This is a genomic window from Rhizobium sp. AP16 (assembly GCF_000281735.1).
Classification (GTDB): Bacteria; Pseudomonadota; Alphaproteobacteria; order Rhizobiales; family Rhizobiaceae; genus Rhizobium; species Rhizobium rhizogenes.
The window spans coordinates 1-19,769 of record NZ_AJVM01000067.1; the positions used below are offsets into that span (position 1 = coordinate 1).

General features: G+C 60.3%; 19 protein-coding genes. 4 read left to right on the top strand and 15 right to left on the bottom strand.

Annotated elements, in window-relative coordinates:
• Together PMI03_RS21145 and PMI03_RS21150 are read left to right on the top strand one after the other, a co-directional pair.
• Window positions 1-1,342: amino acid ABC transporter permease/ATP-binding protein (locus PMI03_RS21145; protein WP_039974470.1), on the top strand; the 1,342-nt coding region annotated here is incomplete at its 5' end.
• Window positions 1,343-1,403: 61 nt separating this feature from the next.
• Entirely contained in the window at window positions 1,404-2,531 is a 1,128-nt protein-coding gene (locus tag PMI03_RS21150) for an FAD-binding oxidoreductase (RefSeq protein ID WP_007697664.1), read from the top strand.
• Between the two features lie 48 nt (window positions 2,532-2,579).
• Here PMI03_RS21150 and PMI03_RS21155 read toward each other — a convergent pair whose 3' ends face one another.
• A complete protein-coding gene (locus tag PMI03_RS21155; RefSeq protein ID WP_150192192.1) occupies window positions 2,580-3,032 on the bottom strand; it encodes a hypothetical protein in 453 nt (150 codons plus the stop codon).
• Between the two features lie 193 nt (window positions 3,033-3,225).
• On the opposite strand from PMI03_RS21155, the gene PMI03_RS21160 reads away from it, so the two are divergent.
• Both PMI03_RS21160 and PMI03_RS21165 read left to right on the top strand, forming a co-directional pair.
• Window positions 3,226-3,588, top strand: coding sequence for a hypothetical protein (locus PMI03_RS21160; protein WP_007697669.1), 363 nt, complete (start codon window positions 3,226-3,228; stop codon window positions 3,586-3,588).
• Window positions 3,588-4,028: a DoxX family protein gene (locus PMI03_RS21165; protein ID WP_007697673.1), complete on the top strand. Its 441-nt coding sequence runs from the start codon at window positions 3,588-3,590 to the stop codon at window positions 4,026-4,028. Before PMI03_RS21160 ends, PMI03_RS21165 begins: the two co-directional genes overlap by 1 nt.
• Before the next feature lie 12 nt (window positions 4,029-4,040).
• Here the strand turns inward: PMI03_RS21165 and PMI03_RS21170 are convergent, their stop codons facing one another.
• From PMI03_RS21170 to PMI03_RS21235, 14 genes are all read right to left on the bottom strand, one after another.
• A complete protein-coding gene (locus tag PMI03_RS21170) occupies window positions 4,041-5,105 on the bottom strand; it encodes an ABC transporter ATP-binding protein (RefSeq protein WP_007697676.1) in 1,065 nt (354 codons plus the stop codon).
• Between the two features lie 24 nt (window positions 5,106-5,129).
• Entirely contained in the window at window positions 5,130-6,644 is a 1,515-nt protein-coding gene (locus PMI03_RS21175) for a DUF5060 domain-containing protein (RefSeq protein ID WP_007697679.1), read from the bottom strand.
• A gap of 34 nt (window positions 6,645-6,678) precedes the next feature.
• The gene (locus PMI03_RS21180) at window positions 6,679-7,542 is read right to left on the bottom strand and encodes a carbohydrate ABC transporter permease (RefSeq protein ID WP_309574460.1); all 864 of its coding nucleotides are present in this window, start codon (window positions 7,540-7,542) and stop codon (window positions 6,679-6,681) included.
• A gap of 20 nt (window positions 7,543-7,562) precedes the next feature.
• Entirely contained in the window at window positions 7,563-8,462 is a 900-nt protein-coding gene (locus tag PMI03_RS21185; protein WP_007697684.1) for a carbohydrate ABC transporter permease, read from the bottom strand.
• A 104-nt stretch (window positions 8,463-8,566) separates the two neighbouring features.
• Entirely contained in the window at window positions 8,567-9,820 is a 1,254-nt protein-coding gene (locus tag PMI03_RS21190) for an ABC transporter substrate-binding protein (protein WP_007697686.1), read from the bottom strand.
• 82 nt (window positions 9,821-9,902) lie between these two features.
• Window positions 9,903-10,547 carry a dihydroxyacetone kinase subunit DhaL gene (gene dhaL, locus PMI03_RS21195; RefSeq protein WP_007697688.1) on the bottom strand — a complete coding sequence of 215 codons (645 nt, stop codon included), beginning with the start codon at window positions 10,545-10,547 and terminating at the stop codon, window positions 9,903-9,905.
• Window positions 10,547-11,563 carry a dihydroxyacetone kinase subunit DhaK gene (locus tag PMI03_RS21200; RefSeq protein WP_007697692.1) on the bottom strand — a complete coding sequence of 339 codons (1,017 nt, stop codon included), beginning with the start codon at window positions 11,561-11,563 and terminating at the stop codon, window positions 10,547-10,549. The genes dhaL and PMI03_RS21200 overlap by 1 nt, the downstream gene beginning before the upstream one ends.
• A gap of 58 nt (window positions 11,564-11,621) precedes the next feature.
• Complete coding sequence (locus tag PMI03_RS21205) at window positions 11,622-13,505, bottom strand: hypothetical protein (protein WP_007697695.1); 1,884 nt, start codon at window positions 13,503-13,505, stop codon at window positions 11,622-11,624.
• Window positions 13,502-14,536, bottom strand: a complete 1,035-nt coding sequence (locus tag PMI03_RS21210; protein ID WP_007697698.1) for a Gfo/Idh/MocA family protein — start codon at window positions 14,534-14,536, stop codon at window positions 13,502-13,504. The genes PMI03_RS21205 and PMI03_RS21210 overlap by 4 nt, the downstream gene beginning before the upstream one ends.
• Window positions 14,537-14,538: 2 nt before the next feature.
• Window positions 14,539-15,603: an ABC transporter permease gene (locus PMI03_RS21215; RefSeq protein ID WP_007697701.1), complete on the bottom strand. Its 1,065-nt coding sequence runs from the start codon at window positions 15,601-15,603 to the stop codon at window positions 14,539-14,541.
• Entirely contained in the window at window positions 15,600-17,150 is a 1,551-nt protein-coding gene (locus PMI03_RS21220; protein WP_007697704.1) for a sugar ABC transporter ATP-binding protein, read from the bottom strand. Before PMI03_RS21220 ends, PMI03_RS21215 begins: the two co-directional genes overlap by 4 nt.
• A complete protein-coding gene (locus PMI03_RS21225; RefSeq protein ID WP_007697707.1) occupies window positions 17,147-17,791 on the bottom strand; it encodes a DUF2291 family protein in 645 nt (214 codons plus the stop codon). Before PMI03_RS21225 ends, PMI03_RS21220 begins: the two co-directional genes overlap by 4 nt.
• 78 nt (window positions 17,792-17,869) lie before the next feature.
• The gene (locus PMI03_RS21230; protein WP_007697710.1) at window positions 17,870-18,811 is read right to left on the bottom strand and encodes a D-ribose ABC transporter substrate-binding protein; all 942 of its coding nucleotides are present in this window, start codon (window positions 18,809-18,811) and stop codon (window positions 17,870-17,872) included.
• Between the two features lie 77 nt (window positions 18,812-18,888).
• On the bottom strand, window positions 18,889-19,716 hold the full coding sequence (locus PMI03_RS21235) for a phosphogluconate dehydrogenase C-terminal domain-containing protein (protein WP_007697714.1): 828 nt from the start codon (window positions 19,714-19,716) through the stop codon (window positions 18,889-18,891).
• Window positions 19,717-19,769 lie beyond the last annotated feature (53 nt).

Sequence of the window (19,769 nt, forward strand, 5' to 3'; positions counted from 1 at the left end):
GCTGCGCCTGCCGGCGCGGATCTACACCGATATTTTCCGGGGCCTCCCGGCCATCGTGACGATCCTGATCATCGGTCAGGGCTTTGCCCGTATCGGCCGCGAACTGTTCGGGCCCTCGCCATTTCCGCTCGGCATCATCGCGCTCAGCCTGATCGCCGGCGCCTATATCGGAGAAATCTTCCGTTCCGGCATCCAAAGCGTCGAACGCGGTCAGATGGAGGCCTGTCGTGCACTCAGCATGAGCTACGGGCAGGGGATGCGGCTAATCGTTATCCCGCAAGGCGTACGGCGCGTTCTGCCGGCACTCGTCAATCAGTTCATCGGCAACGTGAAGGATTCGAGTCTCGTCTATTTCCTGGGACTGCTCGCGTCCGAGCGCGAGATCTTCCGCGTCGGCCAGGATCAGGCCGTGGTGACAGGCAACCTGTCGCCATTGCTGCTGGCCGGTGTGTTCTATCTCCTCATTACCGTGCCGCTCACCCATTTCGTCAACTACATCGATGCGCGGCTGCGGCTTGGAAGACAGGGGCGGGGTTCCGGCGCTGCCAGCGGTCTCGTCGAGGTCGGAGAATTACGAGCTGCTTCCAGCACGGCCGTTGGCAGCGAACCACGCTTCAAGGCCGGTGCGCTCAAGGTCCGCGATCTCAGCATGGCCTATGGTGATCTCGATGTGCTGAAGGGTGTCGATCTCGATATCGCGCCAGGCACGGTGACCTGTATCATCGGCCCATCGGGTTCCGGCAAGTCGACGCTTTTACGGTGCTTGAACCGGCTGGTGGAGCCGAAGCGCGGCGATATTCTGCTCGATGGCGAGAGCATTCTGGCGATGAAGCCGGAGAGCCTGCGTCGGCGCGTCGGCATGGTGTTCCAACACTTCAATCTGTTTCCGGACCATACCGCGCTCGAAAACGTCATGCTGTCGTTGACGAAGATCAAGAAGATGCCGAGGAGCGAGGCGCGTGGGATTGCTGAAGCACGCCTTACCGAGGTCGGTCTCGCCGAACGCAAGGATCATCGCCCGGCTGGCCTGTCGGGTGGACAACAGCAGCGCGTTGCGGTTGCCCGCGCTCTGGCAATGGATCCAGAGGTCATCCTGTTCGACGAGGTGACGAGCGCGCTCGATCCTGAGTTGGTCAAGGGCGTTCTCGACCTGATGGCAAACCTTGGCCGCCAGGGCATGACGATGGCTGTCGTGACCCACGAGATGGGGTTTGCCCGCAGGGTTGCCGATCAGGTCGTGTTCATGGACGAAGGCCGCATCATTGAAGCGGGTTCGCCGCAGCAAATTTTCGACAGTCCGCAAAGTGAGCGGTTGAAGCGTTTCCTCGCGGAAGTTCTTTGATGCCGCTCGACCATTACGGATTTTCACAACCAGACAACGTCAATAGATAAGGTTATCCAACATGCATGCTTCCACTCAGCCTTCGAAGGTCATCGTCGTTGGCGGCGGGATTTTCGGAGTTTCGACCGCACTTCATCTCGCGCGGCTCGGCGTTCGCACGGTGATCATCAATGACGGTCCGCTGGCGAACGGCGCCTCTGGCCGGTCGCTCGCCTGGCTCAATTCAGCGCGAAAGCGCTCAAACGCCTATCATCGGCTGCGCATGGCCGGCATCGACCGCTATCGGACACTCGCCGCCAAATATCCGGATGCGCGGTGGCTGCGTTTCGACGGCGGGCTGACTTGGGATGCGGATGGCCGGGGCAATGAGATCGGGGAAGTTTTCGAATACGAACGCAACCTCGGCTATCACGCTCTGCTGCTCGCCCCGTCGAAGGTTGCGGAGACGACGCCGGGCGTCGATGCCAGCATGGTGACGCCGCAGGGTGCCAAGTTCAATCCGGGTGAAGGCTGGGTCGATCTGCCGTCGCTGATCGGTGTTCTCGCGGAGGAGTTCAAGGCTATGCGTGGTGAGATCGTCACCGACGCCGGACGCGCGACCGTCAATGTCGAGGGGGGCCGGGTTCGTGGCGTGACGACATCGAATGGTGTCCGTTGGGACGCTGACGCCGTATTGCTCGCAGCTGGTGGTGCCGTTCCTAAAATCGTCGCCGAGGCTGGCCAGCACATTGGCGACGGAACGCCGATTGCGCTTCTCGTCAGGACAAAGCCGATTAAGCATCCATTGAAAGCGGTCCTGAACACACCACGCGTCGCCATTCGGCCGACGCCTGATGGTGGCTTTGCACTTGATTCCGCTTGGTCCGAGGAGGAAGTGGGCGTGAATGCGGACGGAACCTACGAGATCAAGTCCTCGACGCTCGAAGGGCTTCTTCGCGAGGCGTCGAAGGTGCTCGAGGGCAATCCGACGCTCGAACTAGCGGACTATGGCGTCGGACCGAAGCCCATTCCCGGCGACGGCGACCCGGTGTTCGGAGAATTGCAGTCCATCCCCGGCTACTTCGTCGCCTTCAGCCACAGCGGCGCCACGCTCGGCTTGATCGCCGGTGAACTGCTTGCCGATGAGATCGCCACAGGAAAGCGCCATCCGCTGCTGGCCAATTTCCGGCCAGAGCGTTTTTCCAAGTAGCTCGCACAGGGCGTTCAGGCCCCCTGCTGTTTCGGCGGGGGGCTTTGCTCAGTGGATCGAGCCGAGTAGCACGGGGCTTGAGGCGAGGTTGTCGACGAGCACCGTCATTGCATAGCAGGCGACAAGCAATTGAGCCGAAAAGGTCAGCACCGGCCTCCAGTCCTTGGCGGTCGGTGATCGATTGTAAGGCAAGGCGGAGCCGTTCCCGGTTTCAAGGGGGATGATCTCGAAGGTCTTTGCTCCGAACGCCAGCAAGCAGAGAATGTTGAAAATGATGAATTGGCGTGCCCCCGCGCCGATGGTGCAAAACATCGCGTTGCAGCCAAGACAGCTGGCCCAAAGATAGATGCGCCCCTGCTTGCCGAGATAGCGTCTTACGCCCAACAGCCCATTCAGCAATTGTTCCGGATCGCCTGATCCTGCATTGCGGGTTTGTTTCACATCCGGTCTCCTTGCCCGAATCCGGGCGGATACAAGGAAACCAGTTTTCGCCTGCCACATGTGTTGCATTGTATTGCGGCGTGTTTTTTTAGTTTGCTGCGGGTGCACTGCGGCGGCGGATAGTCAAGCGATCCGAGCGCATCTACAACCCTCGCCACATGAGCGATCCCGTCGCAACAAATTGTAACAACATATAACACTGCATTACATCGGAATCGCTATGGTAAGTCCGTATTCGAATATGAGGTCGCAAATGCTAGCTGAGTCCCTGCCATCCGATCGTCCGACGGACGTGCTGATCTGTCTCGACAATCCGCAGGCCGCCACGAGTATCGGGTCGGTCCTGTCGGCGCGCGGCCTCTCGGTTGCGGCAATCTCGATGTCGGGAATGCAGAGCGAGTTCGAGCCGAATGGCTGCCGGGTGGTGATAACGCATACGGCGATGATCGGACGAGTGCGGAACCGATTGAAGCTGCCGATCGTCAATGTCGAGGCTTTCATCTTCGAGCGTCAGGACGGTTCTGATGCCAGCTCGCCAAAGCAGTTTGACGGCGCCGCCTTCGTGAAGCGTGTTCTGACGGTGATGAGCGACGCCGAAAGACGCGCACCACGCTAATGCGTACCGGGCGTGAGAATCTGGGGGCATCCGAAGGCATTTCCGGTCAACCTCTTACGGAACTGCGAAACGCCCTGGTCTGGTTTCTGGAAGCCTCCATCGCCGTGGTCTTCGGCCTGTCGGGGTTTTTGAAGATATCGAAACCGATCGAATATCTCGGCAGTCTGGGTATGGATTCCGTGACGGTTCTTCCCGAATGGGCCGTTCGTATCGTGGGCACCGTCGAATTGCTGTCGGCAAGCGCCTTGTTGGTGCCGGCCATGCTTGGCGTGCTTGTCAGCCTCGCACCATCTGCCATCATCGTCCTTCTGGCCGTTGAAGGTTTTGCCATCATCCTTGAACTTGCGGTTGTTCACGGCGATTACGCGCTGACCATGAATATCGCCCTGCTCGGCTGTCTGGCGGTTGTCGCCTGGCACCGTCTCCAAGCCATCCGATAATGGCTTGGGTTTTTACAAGCGCTGCTGGGTGACCTTGTCGAAGAAGTGAACATTCGACGATTTGAAGGAAAGCTGCACCTTCTGGTTTGGCGCCAGCTCGGCGCGCTCCCGCATGACCCATGTCAGTTCCTTGCCCTCGACATCCAGCGCCACATGCGTCTCGGACCCCGTGGGCTCGATGAGAGTAACGGTTGCCGGCACGCCGCAGTCGGCCGCAAAGGAGATGTCTTCGGGTCGAATGCCGATGAGGACATCCTTGCCCTCCGCCTGAGCCGGCGCATCGAGGAGTTCGACCGGCGTGCCGCTCGGCAACAACAGGGTCGGCTTTGGGCCGCCGGTTAGCCTGCCTTCGAGGAAATTCATCGCGGGGGAACCGAGGAAGCCGGCGACGAAGACATTTCGAGGCCGGTCGTAAAGCTCGAGCGGTGTTCCGATCTGCTCGACTTTGCCGCCCTGCAACACCACGATCTTGTCGGCCATCGTCATCGCCTCGATCTGGTCGTGGGTGACGTAGACGATAGTCGTTTTCAGCCGCTGATGCAGCGCCTTGATCTCGGCCCGCATCTTGACGCGCAATTTGGCGTCGAGATTGGACAGCGGTTCATCGAAAAGGAAGACCTTCGGATCGCGCACGATAGCGCGGCCCATGGCGACGCGCTGGCGCTGGCCGCCGGAAAGCTGTGCGGGCTTGCGGCCGAGCAATGGCTGAAGCCCGAGGATCTGCGCGGCCTCGCCGACCTTCCGCTCGATTTCGGGACGCTTCGCGCCGGCAAGTTCCAGCGCGAAGCCCATGTTCTGGGCGACGGTCATCTGCGGATAGAGCGCATAGTTCTGGAAGACCATCGCGATGTCGCGATCCTTCGGCTGCAGATTGTTGACGACGCGCCCGCCGATGGAGATCTCGCCGTCGGTGATTTCCTCCAGTCCCGCGATCATTCGAAGAAGCGTTGACTTGCCGCAGCCCGATGGCCCGACGAGAATGACGAATTCTCCGTCCGATATGTCGACATCGACGCCATGGATGATATCCACCGCTCCATAGGACTTCTTGACGTTCTTGATGGTCAATCCAGACATGAAATTCCTCCCTGTGAGGCCCGATCAGTTCTTTTTACGGATGCGAAGGGCCTGGTATGGCTTGCCCGGCAATTCGACGCCAAAGGCGGCGTCCGGCTGGCCGCCGCGCACGATCGCACCGTGCCGTGTGGGGTGCGGGATCGGAGCGTCCACCTTCCTTGCGGGGGTAATGGTCATCTCCCAGGTATCGATGATGTCGACGTCGTAGTCGGTGCCATCCTTGGGCAGACCCGTCGACCAGATGACGGGCTGGTGTTCGCCGAGATAGATGTAGCTGAGATCACCGTCGCGGGCGCCGGAAACGCGCGTCCAGGGCCACTCGCCGGCTCCTGCCATCGGCTCTAAGCCGTTGACGACGTCCTGCTCCAGCAGCTCGCGCAGAAAGCCGATGCGCTTCCATGCCTCGCCGCGCAGTTCGCCACCCTTGGCCCACCAGATGAGGTCTTCCGGATGCGAATAGGTCTCCCCATGCCCGGCATAGCCGCCGCGAACCATGGTGATCCAGAAGCGATGCACTAGTTCCTGCGCGGTCAGATTGCCCCAGGACTGGATGATATTGCCTTCATATTCCGGCTCGTCGTTGACGACAGGCTTGCCATAGGCATCGCGCCATTCCTGCGTCCGCTTGACGTCCCAGTTCTGGATGCAGGTATGCGTGACCCAGGGCTTGCGATGATCGAAGTTCATCGTCTGCTCGCCATTGTGGATCGATTTCAGATGGCCGTAGGGATCGTTCTCCTCGAGGATATGGAAATAGCGGTCCCATTGCGCCATCGGCTTGGTGTCGAGGAGGAAGTCATATTCGTTGGCGAGCGCCCACCAGACGTTCCGATAGGCGGCAAGCCGTGCCGCGAGATATTCGACATAGCGGAAGTCCTGCTCGGCCGACATGTCGGCATAGCCCCAACGGTCATAGGGATGGAACATGATGATATCGGCTTCGATGCCAAGCGCGCAAAGGGCCGCAACCTGCTTTTCGAAATGCTGGAAGAGGACCGGGTTCGGACGGTCGACGTCCTCCTTGCCGTCTGCTCCCTTCTCGAAGCAGGGATAAAGCGGTTCGTTGACATTATAAGGGTAGTCCTTCGGAAACACCCCCATGCGGATCTTGTTGAAGCGTGCGTTCTTTAGCGTCTCGAGCGTTTGCGCCTGCATCTCCAGCGGCTGATGCGTCCAGGCATAGCAAGTCGTCCCGAAGGAGAGGAATGGCCTGCCGTCGGCATAGGCGAAATGGAATTTGTTGCGCACGCGCACCGGCCCGTGATTGCCCTCGGACGGCTTGGTGGCGACGAGCGAGCCGGACTTGCCGTCGAGTTCCGCAGTCTTGGAACGCGTCCTGAAGGACCATTCGCCTTCGTTGTCGGGCATGAAGCGAACGCGATAGATGCCGTCGCCATCGTAAAAGCCAGGCACGCGGACCTCGCGGCTGTTCTGGCTGAAAACGGCATCGAATGCCACGTCGAGATAGGGATTGCCGCCCGAAGGGCCGTTGAAGGCTGCCTCGAAGACGCCCCATTTTTCGACGGTTGCATTGGACATGATATTCTCCTCGAAAGACTTTGGAATTAGGGGCTCAGCCTTTGACGGCGCCAGAAGTGAGGCCGGAGACGAAGTATCGCTGGAAGATGAGGTAGACGAGCGTTGCCGGCAGCACGGTCATGACGATCGCGGCATTGAGCTGACCGTAATCGTTGGAAAACTGCCCCTGGAAGGACATCAGCCCCAGCGGCAGCGTCCACATATGCTGATCCTGGAGCAACACGAGCGCCATGGCGAACTCGTTCCAGGTGGAGACGAAATCCAGGATCAGGAGTGCGGCGAGCACCGGCAGGCAGACCGGCAGAAAGATCCGGCGGAAGATGGTGAAGTGGCTCGCACCGTCGATCAGGGCTGCTTCGGAGAGTTCCTTCGGAATGCCCTTGAAGAAGCCGTGCAGGATGAAGACCTGGTACGGCACGCCGAAGGCGATATAGGGCAGGATGACGCCGGAATAGGTGTCGATCAGCCCCAGCGAATTGACGAGCGTAAACAGCGGCGCCAGCATGACCTGAAACGGGATCATCGTGCCGAAGACGACGAGAAGCAGCAATGCCTTGCCAGTCTTCAACGGTATCTTGGCGAGCGCATAGGCCGCCATCGCCGAAAGCGCCAGCCCCAACGGAACCTTGATGACGGTGATGATGGCGCTGTTGAAGAATGCGTTGGCGAAGTTTCCGCGGCTCCAGGCGTTGCTATAATTCTCGAGGGCCAGATGGACGGGCGGCATGAAGGCGCCAGTGCTGGTAACATCGGCCTTCGTCTTCAGTGATGTGAAGACGATGAACACGAAGGGCGCGACCCAGATCAGTGCGACGACGATAAGTGCGATCCAGAGCCCGATCAGGATCGGATCCCGCCTTGGTTTTCCGACGGTGGCCGTATCGAAGGTGGCGGCCATGGATTCGGGTGACGTCGCGGTCATTGCTCGGCCTCCTCATGCTTCTGCGTCCACCGCAGGTAGGGGACGACAATGGCGATGGTGATCAGCAGCAGGACGACCGAGATTGCCGCGCCACGACCGAAATCGAATATCTGCATCGCCTGGGTGAAGGCCCAGAGCGCCAGCATCTGCGTGGATTGCGCCGGTCCGCCGCCGGTGAGGCCATAGACGATGTCGAAGGCCTTGAGCGACGAAATGATCGACAGCACGAGTACGATCGTGATGGTCGTGCGAAGGGCGGGGAAGGTGACGTGTTTGAAGACGGCCCAGCGTCCCGCGCCGTCGATGCGAGCGGCTTCGACCAGAGACTGCGAAACATTCTGCAGACCGGCCAGGAAGAGAACCATGGAAAAGCCGACAGACTGCCAGAGATAGGCGACGAAGACCGAATAAAGCGCGATGTTTCTATCGCCGAGCCAGTCCTTTATCCAGGTCTGGAGGCCCATGGATGTCAGTATTTCGCTGAAAAGGCCGAAGAACGGATCGTACATCCATTTCCACATCGTTGCGACGGCGATGGGGGCGATGATGACCGGAAGGTAAAAGATGGCGCGGAACGTGTTGCGGCCGAAGAGCTTCTGATTGAGGCTCAATGCCAGGAGCAGCCCCACCATTGGCGGGAACACCAAACACATGATGGTCCAGATGACCGTATTCTTGAAGGCGACCCAGAAGACGGGATCGCGCGTAAAGATGTATTGATAGTTCGCAAGGCCGACAAAGGGGCGCTGAGGATCGAGCCCGTTCCACTTCTGGAAGCTCAATATCGCGACATTGACCATCGGATACAGCGCGAAGATCGCGTAGATCGCCAGCGCCGGGGCGAGCAACAGGAACGCCTGCACGCGGGGATCATGTGTTCGGTTTCGCAATGACATTCTCATCTGCTCCGGGCGACAGGCGGCTGGCGCGTGGGCTTTTGGGACTCGGGCAATAGCCGGCCCCGATGGATGATCGGGACCGGTCAGCGTCCTGGGAGGACTTAGGTCCGGCCTGCGATGAAGGTCTGCAGCTGCTTGGCGGCATCCGCCGGTTCAATGTTTCCGGACGCAACGTCATTGATCACGCGGAAATATTCGGTCGTAACATCAAGCGGAAACGCCTGGTCGCCGTTCATGTAGACCTTGCCGTAGGTCTTGAAGATTTCCAGCCATTTGGCTTCAAGCGGCTTCTGGTCGGTGTATTGGACGTTCTTGTTGACCGAGATCGAGCTGATCTGCCCGACCAGATCCTGCTGGACCTTGGTCGACAGGAAATAATCCAGGAATTTCGCAGCAAGATCAGGATCTTTGCTCTTGGTGCTCACGTAGTTGTATTCGGCAAAGCCGTAGAGGCGGTTGGTGTTCGTCGGGAACGGGAAGATCCCGTAGTCGTCGAGGTTTGCGTCGCTGCCGCTCAGCTGGCCGACAAGCCAATCCCCTTCCAGCATCATTGCCGCGCGGCCCGCAACGAACAGGCTGTAGGATTGCTGATTGCTGATCCCCATGAAGGGCTGAAGCGTGTAGTTCTTGGTCCACTTTGCGAACTCGGTGAAGGCATCCGTCGCGCAAGGCTCTTTCGTCCAGTCAAGCTTCATCGCCATCAGCGCATCGTGCTTGTCGGCACCGCACTTCGTTTCAAGAATCACGTCCATCAGCCGCATGACGTGCCAATTGACCGAGCCGCCAAAGGTGAAGGCCGGAATTCCGGCAGTTTTCAGCTTCTCGGCATCCGCAAGCAGATCCTCGTAGGTTTTCGGCTCCTCGGTGATCCCGGCCTGCTGGAACAGTTTCTTGTTGTAGTAGACGGCCTCACCCTTGAAGGTGAAGGGGACGCCATGCTTGCCGCCCGGATAAAGGTCGGCGAAGGCGGCCGCCGAGGGGAGGAGCTCATCGCTCCACTTGTACTGGGTGTAATATTTGTCCAGCGGCAGCGACAGGCCGGCTTTAACATATTCGCCACCGAGACCAAGCCCGGCCCAGCTGAAATAGATATCGGGACCCTTGCTGGAACCCGCCGCCACGCGAAGAGCGGTCTTGTGTTCATCAACACCACGCTGAACGATTTCGATATGCGTTCCCGGGTTTGCCGCCTCGAAATCGGTCGCCACCTTCTTCAGCGCGGTATTGGCGCCGCCATTATCGAAATTGAGCGTCCACAGCGTCAGGTCCTGCGCTTTCGCACCGGTTGCCGCCAGGGCAGCCGCAGCAATCGCGACCGCGCCAAAACCTCTCGCATATTTGGAGTTGATCCGCATTTTTCCGTCCTCCTCTGAAGAATGCTGAGGGCGGTTTTGTCAAATCACCAGATACATGTCAACTGGTATGATGAGCTCATCATCATTGGGCCGAGAAGAAGGCGTGGAAGCATGCGACGACGACGGTTGTCGAGGCGGCACCAGGATCGATGTGACCCAGAGCGCGCTCGCCAAGCCTGGAGGAGCGCCCCTTCGTGGCTATCATATCCTTCGTTGCGTCCATGCCGGTTTGCGCCGCGACGAGCGCTGCGGAAAAGCATTCTCCGAGCGGCATTCCCTGGTCCCGCGCAGCCTGGCAGGCGGCGGCAGCCGGTGCCCAGGCGTCGATCATGGTCTTCTCACCGACTTCGGCCTTGCCGCGATCTTGGATCCCCTTGGCAATCGCCGCGAATGCACCGACCATGTCGTCGGCGGTGAGCGACGGCTTGCCCTTGACTGCGGCGCCTGCGCGCATCAGGCCGGTCGCGTAGAGCGGGCCTGAGGAGGCGCCGACCGCATTCAGGAAAGCCTTGGCTGCCGTGTTGAAGACAAGAGTGGGGTCGGCCGTTGCCGGATCGAGTTCGGCCGTCGCCTTGGCGGCTGCCGAAAAGCCCAACTCCATGGCGATCCCGTGATCGGCATCGCCGATCACGCCGTCAAGCTCGCAAAGCCGGTCCCTTTCGCGCGTCATCGCCTCGGCAATGAGGGCGATAAGAGATTTCAGATCGTCGGCTGTGATCGTCGTCATCAGAGCGCCTCGCCGGAACGGAACATCGCGCAATCGCAGGGGTGGTCGATCAGCCGCTGCAATTCATCGTCCAGATGCATCAGCGTGATCGAGGCGCCAGCCATTTCCAGCGACGTGCAGTAGTTGCCCACCAGCGACAGGTGGATCTCCACGCCCAGCGCATCGAGCGTCATCTTGACCTTGCGCATGATGATGTAGAGTTCCATCAGCGGCGTCGAGCCGAGCGAATTGATGAGCACCGCCACGCGGTCACCCCGCTTCGGCTTCATCTCGCCGAGGATCCTGTCGAGCAGTTCTGTGGTCACGTCATCGGCTGGCTTGAGCGGACCGCGGGCAACGCCGGGCTCACCGTGAATGCCCATGCCGATCTCCATCTCGTCGTCGCCGAGCTGGAAGTTCGGCTTCAGCGTCTGCGGCAGAGAGCAGGGTGAGAGCGCGACGCCCATCGTGTAGGCGCGGTCATTCGCCCATCGCGCGACCCGCTCTACCTCATCCAGACTGTACATCAGATCGCAGGCGGCACCAGCCGCCTTGAAGACGAAGACATTGCCAGCGACGCCGCGCCGGCGGTCCCGTTGGTCGATGGGGGCAGAGGCGACGTCGTCGGTCGTCAGCACGGTGCGGACCTCGATGTCATCCATGGTGAGCATCTCGGCCGCCATGTCGAAATTCATGACATCGCCGGCATAATTGCCATAGGCGAACAGGACGCCTGCACCATTGTTGACGGCCTTGGCACACTCGATGATCGGGTCCGGCGGCGGCGAGGCAAAGACATTTCCGACTGCTGCCGCATCGGCGAGCCCCTTGCCGACGAAACCCAGGAAGCTCGGTTCGTGTCCGGAACCGCCGCCAATGACGAGGCCGACCTTGCCCGGACGCGGGCCATGCTTTGCCACGATCGACCGCGGCGATCCGTCAATGGTGCGAAGGTGGTTGGGGTGGGCTGCCAGCACGCCGGCCAGCATTTCGTCCACGGCCGCCGCGCCGTCATTGATAAGCTTCTTTGTCTTCACGCCAGTCCTCCCGATCATTGCGATTCTGAAGACTAAGATGCGCGTCTCGCGGGCTAGGTCAATCCGCCAAAACGATCGAACCGACGGCGTAGGGTCCAATAGTGAGGCCATCGCCCGGAAGCTGGACAGCGGGGCGCAAGCGGCCAAGCTCGATCAACTGCGCCACGGGCGTCACGTTCACGAGCAGTAATTGTGGCGCGCCATGCGCTGGCTTGGCAATGAAGGCGAGGACTGCGGTCGGGTCGGAAGATATGCATTCCCGCCATGGACTGCCGGCGAGGCGGGCCAGCAGGGCAACCGTGTTAAAGATCGGGCGTCTGCCGCCGGCTGGAGACGGCTCATCCCTGCCGGCGATCAACCCGAAGGGGCCTGTCAGCGCTGAAAGCGTCAGGCATTCCAGACCGGCATCGAGCACCTTGGCTGCATAGCCAAGGGCGAAAGCTTCGGCGAAACGGCCATTGTGTCGGGGATCCGTATTCGCCATCGCAATACGGCGACCGTCGCGATTGTCCATGGTCCGGCTACCATAGGGGTTTTGCCGCATGGGAATGGTGGAGGGGCCGATGCGGTAGGGCTTGTCGCCGTAGATGGCGCGAACCGAGCGTGTGATGAATGGCAAGGCCTCCAGCGTCTGCATGATGCTCAGATCGTCGGCGGCATGCACGATCGGGTTCGTGCAATGGGAAATGAAGTCGAGCTGTTCGGAGGGAACGCGCTTGCGATTGAGTTCGGTGAAGTAGCTGAGCATACCGCCGCCGAGGCGAGTGCCCGGAAAGGCGGCGCGGGCTGCCGTATAGACCTCCTCAAGCGGGGGGCACGCCGGCCATTGGCTGCCCGGAGGTGTCGATTGCCTGTCCACGGAAGGGGAAATGACAATCGCGTCCGGCTTGAAACCCGCCGCGCTCATCCAGGTCGCGATTTCCGTCACCTCCGCGAGCGGTGATTGCTTGCACGGCAGAGCTATTTCCAGCGTCGAGGTGCCGCCATTGAGCCGAGCGATGGTGCTGAACGCCCTGAACGTATCCCCGCCATGACCAGCGTTCGGATCGAAATGAAAAAGCAGTTCCTGCGGCCCGATCTCCGCCAGGACATCGCGGGCCGCAAGCGTCGCTTGCGCCTCCTCAGGCGTGATCACGAGACCGATCGCCGGCATTGCCCCGCTCTTCGCTCCCTCCGTGATCGTGACGGCTCGGCTGCCCGGAGAGGCGGATTTTGGAGCGTTCAGTGTCTCTCGTTTATCCTCGATGCCGAGAACGACGCGTTGCCTAACGGATTGGCCCGCCGGGATTTGATAGGGCCAGGGCAAAGCGAGAGGACGCACATAAGTCTTGTAGGAGGCATCCGACCAGTTGCGCTGGTCTTCCATCTCGAAGGTGTCGCCTTCCATCCGGCACTCCGCTGCGACGTGCGGCATGACACTGTGCGTGATCGCGCGCATATCCTTGAAGGGCTGCCATGGCTCAATGAGATCGGGAAAATGGGTATCTTCGCGATGGCCGTCGACATGTTCCACCGAGACCATTGTGCCGGCAACGCCGACAATCGGATGGAGGATGCAGAAGCCGCAGCGATTGGTCTCGAAGCCGGTTTCGGATACCGCTTCCGCATCGAAGATCACAGCGCCTCCGGCGTCAGCAGAGATCTGCACGCGGATTTCAAGCGTTGTGCCGTCTGGTCCGGCGCAATGCGCGACGTAGCCCACGGAAAACGCACCATTGCGCTGATTGATCTTCAGGTCCAATATTTGGGGAGCATAAGTGCCCCAATCGCGGTCGCGCACCAGATAGGAGACGCCGCGCAGCACTTCGGTTCCGTCATAGGTGATCGTGCGGAGATTACCGTCCTTGAAATCAACTGCGAGCTGGCCAGCCGTAAGTCGCACCGGCGGGGCCTCGGTTTCATGCGTGCCATAAAGCTCAAAAGGGTCGATCTCAGTCGTCATGACAGCATCGCTCCGATGTCGACAGTCCTCCCATTGGCGGCGCTCTCATAAGCGGCTTCGACGAGAGCGAAGGTCTTCAGATTATCCGCGCCGGATGTCGAGGTATCGCCGCTCGACGAGAGACGGTCCGTCCAGTGCTGCTGGATGGCCAGCACGCTTTCCTGGATGTTGTGCCATGGGCGGGAAGCCCAGGGGAGTAACTGCGGCGAGGCATCGGAGATCGTCGTGCCGTTCGGGCCGGTCACCTCGAGACGATAGCCTTGCGAGAGCCGGATGGTTCCTTGCGTGCCGTCGATCTCGATCATTGTCTCTGGAAAGGGCTCCGTTCCGAGCTTGGTCGCATAGCTGACGTCGACGATCGATGTCGCGCCGTTCTGGTGGTCGAGCAGGATGGTCGCGACATCCTCGCCCTTGATCTTCGGATTGACCTGTTTGGTGCGCGCGGTGAGCGTCACAACGTCGCCGAGAATGAAGCGGGCGATGTCGAGTGTGTGGATGCCGAGATCCTCGATGATGAAGCGCTCGCCTTCGGCAAGATAGGGCTGGCCGGAGAAGACATCGAAGCCGGAGCGGAAGGAGAATCGGCCCCAGAAGGGTTCACCGATGGCGCCCGATTCCAAAACGGCCTTTACGGCCTGTATCGGTGTCTGCCAGCGGAAATTCTCATGCACCATCAGGGGGATGTCGGCGTTTTCGCAAGTGCGGACCATGGCCTTGGCATCGCTCAAGGTCTTCGCAAACGGCTTCTGGCAGATGGCAGGGACTTTGTGGGCCGCTGCCATTTCCACCAATGCACGGTGGCTCTGGACGGTTGTTGCGATATCGACGAAATCGAAGCCGCCGTCGGCAAAGAGAGCCGCCGCATCGCCGTAACGGCGCTCAATGCCGAACTGATCGCCGACCAGCTTCAGGCGCTCCGGGTCACGATCGCAGATTGCGACAATCCCAGCGCCTTTGACGTCTTTCCACGCATGCATCTGGTTGACCGCAAAGAAACCGCAGCCGATGAGCGCGCCCTTGAGTTCCGTCATGTTCAGCCTGCCTTTGCCATTTGCATGAGCGTCACGCGCTGTTGCAGACGGCGCTGCGCCTGGTCGACGACCACGGCGATGATGATGACCAGCCCCTTGATGACCATCTGCCAGAAGGACGAGACGCCCATCATCACCAGGCCATCGGAGAGGATACCGATGACGAAGGCGCCGATGATCGTACCGCCGATCGTTCCGCGTCCGCCCGACATCGAGGTGCCGCCGAGGACGGCCGCTGCGATGGCGTTGAGCTCGAAGCTCTCGCCGGTCGCCGGGTGTGCGGCCATCAACTCCGACGAAATGATGATGCCGACGATAGCCGCGCAGAGGCCCGAGAACATATAGACGAAGATCTTCACAACATCGACGCGGATACCCGACATGCGTGCCGCGCGCTCATTACCGCCGACGGCGAAGATGTGGCGGCCGATCGGCGTCGAGCGGGAGACATAGGCGGCGATCAGCGCGAGAAAGATGAGGATCCAGATGGAAACGGGAAGGCCGAGCAGCCTGCCGGCGCCGAAGACGTCGAAGCCGGTCGTGTCGAATTCCGGCCTGCCGACCAGGTTCGGAAAGGTCTGGCCGTCCGAGGACAACAGCGCGAGGCCGCGAGCAACGTAGAGCGTTCCGAGCGTTGCGATGAAGGGCGCGACGTTGAGCTTGGTGATGAGCAGTCCGTTGATGAGCCCGATCAGCAGCCCGACGGCGAGGGTGATCAGGATGATCTCGTATATGTTGAAATAGACGGTGTATCCGATCGGCAATGCGACACCGTTGAGAATGAGGGCACCTGCCACCATACCGCATAGGCCGACGATGGAGCCGACCGAGAGGTCGATGCCGCCGGTGATGATGACGAAGGTCATGCCCATCGCCAGGAAGGCGTTGAGCGCGACGTGCTTCGACATCAGGATCATGTTTGCCGTCGATGTGAAGTTCGGCGCGAAGATGGCGAAGAAGATGATGACGGCAAAGAGCGCGATGAAGGTTCTAAGCTTCATCAGCGTCAGCAGTGCAGAGCCGTTCGAGCGTTTGGCCGCAAAAGAAGTGGAAGTATCTGCCGTCATGACGCGAGTTCCCTTGTATGTCCGTGTCCCTTGGCCGAAGCGGCGATGATGGCTTCTTCCGTGGCTTCGTTCCTGTCGAAGACTGCGACCAGCTTGCCGTTGCTCAAGACGGCGATGCGGTCGGAAAGCGCCATGACCTCTTCAAGGTCCGAGGTTGAAAACAGGATTGCCAGACCCTTGCCGGCAAGCCTGCGCATGGTGCGGAAGACATCGGCCTTGGCGCCGACGTCGATGCCCCGGCTCGGTTCGTCCATCAGAAGAACCTTGGGGTCGGTCATCAGCGCCTTGCCGATGACGACTTTCTGCTGGTTGCCGCCGGACATCGATGTCACCTCGAAATCCGGGTTGGGCGCCTTGATGGAGAGATCACGGATCATGTCGTGCGTGGCCTGTTTTTCGGCGCCGGCATCGATGTGAAAGAAGCGGGCAAAACGCCCAAGGCTTGCGAGCGTCAGGTTGCTGGCGATGGACAGCACCTGCACCAGCCCCTCTCGCTGCCGGTCCTCCGGTATCAGCGCCAGGCCGCGCCGGATCCGCCGGGTGGTGTCGCGTTCGCGAACCTCCACGCCATCGATGAAGATCTTGCCGGTCGAATGCATATGCCGGCCCATCACGCATTCGAAGAATTCGCTGCGGCCGGCCCCCATCAAGCCGTAAATGCCGAGAATCTCGCCGGCGCGAACGGAGAGCGAGACATGGTCGACGGCAAGGCCGCCGGTCGAGCGCGGCAGGCTGATCTCCTCTGCGCGGAAGGCTTCCTTGCCGATCGCGTGCCCACCGTCCTTGGCAAAGTCCTTGGCGTCCGATCCGATCATCGACCGGACGATCCATTTCGTATCGATATCGCGAACCATCGCCTGGCCAGTGATCTGCCCGTCGCGCAGCACGGTGATGTAATCGCCGATCCGCATCAGCTCTTCCAGCCGGTGCGAGATGTAGACGATGGCGACACCTTGCGCCTTCAGCTCGGCGATCACCTTGAACAGAATGTCCACTTCCGCCGCAGACAACGCAGATGTCGGCTCGTCCATGATCAGGATGCGGGCGTTGAGCGAGATCGCCTTTGCGATTTCGACAAGCTGCTGCTGTCCGATCGGCAGATCCTCGATCATGGTCTCGGCATTGATGCCCGCGTCCAACCTCTTCAGGAATTCATTGGCCTTGGTAATTTGCGCCTTGTGGTCGATGCCGAAGATGCCGCGCTTGATTTCGCGCGTCGCAAAAATGTTTTCGGCAACCGACATGTTGGCGAACAGGTTGAGCTCCTGGAAAATCATGCCGATGCCGCGTGCTTGTGCGGCCGCCGGGCTGTCGAAATGAACGGCTTCGCCTTCGAGGACGATGCGGCCGAGGGTGGGGCGCTCGACGCCGGCGATGATCTTCATCAGCGTCGATTTGCCGGCGCCGTTTTCACCGACGAGCACGTTGACCGCGCCGCGCCGCAGCTCGAGATTGGCGCGCTTGACCGCGACGATGCCCGAATAGACCTTCGATACGTCTTCCAGGCGAAGGATGATGTCGTCCTCTGTCGTGTCGCCCATGCTCATTGCCCCAATGTCAGTGCCGAAGGGGTGATCAGGGGAAGCTGGCCGGATGCGGGCAGCGGATAAGCACCGGTCACCGTGACGGTCTTGCCCACGAGGCCATCGCGTGGCAAGGCTGCGAGGAAGGACGTGTTTGCCTTCTCGTTGAACGCCTTGCCGAACTGCGCCCATTCGATCTGGTTTCTGAATTCGTTGAAGTCGAGGAAACCCAGCGCGTCGCGTAAGGCTGTGCCGCGGATGGCAGGGCCGATCTGCACTTTTGCGTCCGCCTTGCCGTCGCCATCCACATCGACGTCGAGGGTCCCGGCGCGAGAGGCCGTATCCGCGGCGACGATCTTGCCGCTGAGCTTGACCGCATAGGTCCAGGGCGATGAAGTCTGCTTGCGCGGATTTCCATATTTTGCGCCGGCTTCGTCCGGATTGGATGCGACTGCCTGCAGCACCGTCTTGAAGTCGCCCGCGCGCTTCTCAAGGTCGGGAAGCACTTGCGACTGCCAGATCGCGTCGACCTTGGTCGCGGGATCGAAAGCGGTCTTTGCCGCCTCCGCCGCCTTTTCCTCAGCCGTCGGTGTTTTAATGATCTTGCAGCCAGGCAGCGCTGCGACCAGCATGACGGCCACGACCGCGCCTCTGATCCTCAACATGCAATGCACCTCTATCTCACAGGAAACATATCCGGAGAGCGTGGGTTTTCCACGCTCTCCGCGGTGCTCGGTCCGCCATCAGTTCTTCAGTGCGAAGGTCTCAAGCTTGTCGGCATTGTCAGCATTGATGAGGACGCAATCCATCAATTGCTTCTCGTCCTTCGGCACGGTCTTGTTCTTGATGTAGGCGTCTGCCTGCTGGACCGCGATCTGGGCCTGGGCATAGGCCGGCTGCATCACCGTGGCCTTGATGCCACCGGCCTTGATCGAGTCGCGCACATCGTTGGAGCCGTCGAAACCGACGACGATCACGTCCTTGCGGCCGGCAGCCTGAAGGGCAGCGATTGCGCCCATCGCCATGGTGTCGTTGCCGGAAATCACGCCCTTAATATCCGGGTTTGCCTGCAGGATGGTTTCCATCTTCGCATAGGCTTCGGTCTGGCTCCAGTTCGCCGATTGCTTGGCGACCAGCTTCAGATCCGGATAGTCGTCGATGACGTCGTGATAGCCCTGCGAGCGGATACCGGCATTGGTATCGGCTTCGCGACCGACGAGCTCGGCATAATTGCCCTTCTCGCCCATCAGCTTGACGAATTCCTGCGCGCCGAGTTGTGCGCCCTGGTAGTTGTTGGAGACGATCTGCGCGACGGCGATACCGGTGACGTTGATTTCGCGGTCGATGAGGAAGGAGGGGATGCCGGCATCCTTGGCCTTCTTGATGGCGGCAACCGTGGCATCGGCGCCGGCATTGTCGAGAATGATCGCCTTGGCACCACGGCCGATGGCCGTGTCGATCACTTCGGACTGCTTGTTGGCATCATCGTCATGCGACATGACGAGCGTGTCGTAACCCAGCTCCTTCGCCTTGGCTTCGGCACCGACGGCTTCGGCCTTGAAGAACGGGTTGTCGTGAGCGGGGGTGATGATGGCGATCAGATCCGCCGAGAAGGCAGGTGCGGCCGTGCTCAGGGCAAGAACGCTTGCAAAGGCCGCAAGTGTCAGTCTGCGTGTCAGTTTCATGGTTTCCTCCCAGTTATGAAACAAGCCCTGTTCCCAGCAGGGCAGAAAGGGGAGGGCAAGCCCTCCCCAGGATCTCCTCAGGTAATGCGCTGGATGCTGGCTGCGATTTCCTTCGGTTCGAAAACATTCTTCCAATCATCGCGCATCAGCGCGGGAATGCCGAATTCGATCGCCTTGTTGCAAGCGTCCGAAAACACGCCATCGACTTCCTTGAAGATGACGGCGCCGAGAACGTTCATGTGGCCGAGCAGGAAGTCGCGGGCGGCTTCTTCCGGAACGCCACGCGCAACGCATTCGTCCATGGCTTGGCGCATCACAACGAGCAGCGACGCGCAGACGGTTTCCGACAGGCCCGGCTCAAGCATCGCCATCTGCTCGACGGTGACCCGGTGCGACCGCATGACCGGCGCCCAGATGACCTTGGCGATCTCCTCGCCGAGCGCATAGGCGCTTTCCGGTCCCTGCATCAGTGCCGAAACGATATGCTGCTTGGCGAACAGACCACCGAAGTGATCCTTCTTCGCCTGCATGTCGGTTTCGTCATTAAAAATAGGCGGATGGCAGGGATGGGTAACAAAATAGGTGAGCTCATCGCGCTTCGGCAGATGGCCTGCGAAGGGGGCGGCCGCGTCGAGCGCAACGACCATCGTTCCCGGCTTCAGCTTGTCGACGATGCCGGCCGCCACCTTGCCGATGGCCGTGTCCGGGACGGCGAGAATGACGACTTCGGCGCCGTTGAGTGCCTCATCCACCGGCACGCAGGACAGATCGAGATCGTTCTTCAACCGCGCCTTGCCGGCGTCGCTGACCTCGACATGACGGACATCGAAGCGTGAACCTTTCAGGTTCTTGGCAAGCCGATATCCCATTTTTCCGCCAGCGCCGAAAAGAGCAATTACAGTCATGTTTTCTACCTCGTCCATTTTCAAATCGTGGTATCGTAAGTGGTATGATGAGT